This is a genomic window from Mesorhizobium sp. M7A.F.Ca.CA.003.01.2.1 (genome assembly GCF_003998945.1).
Lineage (GTDB): Bacteria > Pseudomonadota > Alphaproteobacteria > Rhizobiales > Rhizobiaceae > Mesorhizobium > Mesorhizobium ciceri.
Genome location: NZ_RZRA01001259.1, coordinates 1 through 1,227, shown reverse-complemented (window position 1 = coordinate 1,227; position 1,227 = coordinate 1). Strand labels below are relative to the sequence as shown.

At 64.1% G+C, this 1,227-nt stretch carries 2 protein-coding genes; both read left to right on the top strand.

Annotated elements, in window-relative coordinates:
* Window positions 1-391: ABC transporter ATP-binding protein (locus tag EN969_RS31770; RefSeq protein WP_164758698.1), on the top strand; the 391-nt coding region annotated here is incomplete at its 5' end.
* 49 nt (window positions 392-440) lie between these two features.
* Window positions 441-1,227: ABC transporter substrate-binding protein (locus tag EN969_RS31765; protein WP_164758697.1), on the top strand; the 787-nt coding region annotated here is incomplete at its 3' end.

Here is a 1,227-nt window from a genome sequence, read left to right as displayed (position 1 = left end):
TGGCCGCACCGTCGGCTCGCTGTCGGGCGGCGAGCGCCAGCGCGCCCAACTGGCGCGCGCCATCGCCCAGCAGCCCAAAATCCTGTTCCTCGACGAACCGACCAACCATCGGGACCCGCGCGCCCGCGGCGAACTGCTCGACCTCGTGGCAGGCTTTGAGATGACGGTGATCGCGGTGCTGCACGATCTGGCGCTGGTAGCACCCTTCGCCACCAGGGTGGCGGTGATGAACCATGCCCGTCTGCAAGCGCTCGCCGCACCGCGCGAAGCGCTGGCCCAACAGCTGATCCGCGAGATTTTCGGCATCGATGTGCTGCGCCTGCGCCATCCAACCGAGGATCGAGAGTTGACGGTGTTCGAGGTTCCGAACCGTGCCGCGCCGCCGTCGTGATTGAAGCCGTTCCATAGTCGACCCGATCCCACCCACAAGGAGCATACCCGTGAAACGCCTCGCTTTTTCGCTTGCCGTCTCGCTGCTGACCTCGACCGCCTTCGCCTTCCCGGTAACCGTCGACAGCTGCGGCAAGCCGCTGACCTTCGACGCGCCGCCGAAGCGCGCTGTCATCCACGATCTGAACATGGCTGAGATGGCTTTCGCGCTGAAATTGCAGCCGTCAATGGTCGGCCTGACGGGCATCACCGGATGGTACAAGGTCGGTTCCGAATTCAAGGCAGAGCAGGGTTCGATCCCGGAGCTGGCGCCGAAATATCCGACGCTCGAAAACCTCGTGGCCGTGGAGCCGGATTTCTTCTTCGCCGGCTGGTACTACGGCATGAAGCCGGGTGGCGAGGTGACGCCCGACACGCTTGCCCCGCACGGCATCAAGACGCTGGTTCTGACGGAAAGCTGCGTCCATCTCGACAAGAGCCGCCCCGCCGCCTCGATGGACCTGCTCTATGGCGACGTCGAAAAGCTGGGCAAGATCTTCGGCAAGGAGGCCGAGGCTGAAAAGCTTGTCTCTGGCTGGAAGGCGCAGCTCGCCGACATCACCGCCAAGGTCGGCAGCGCCAAGGGCACGCGGGTGTTCCTCTACGATTCCGGCGAGGACAAGCCGTTCACCGCAGGCAAGTTCGCCATCCCCAGCGCCATGATCACTGCCGCCGGCGGCGACAACATCATGGCTGACATGGACACCAGCTGGGGCAACACGGATTGGGAAACGGTGGCGTCGCGCAATCCGCAATTCCTCATCCTGCTCGATTACCAGGACGGTGGCGGCTACAGGA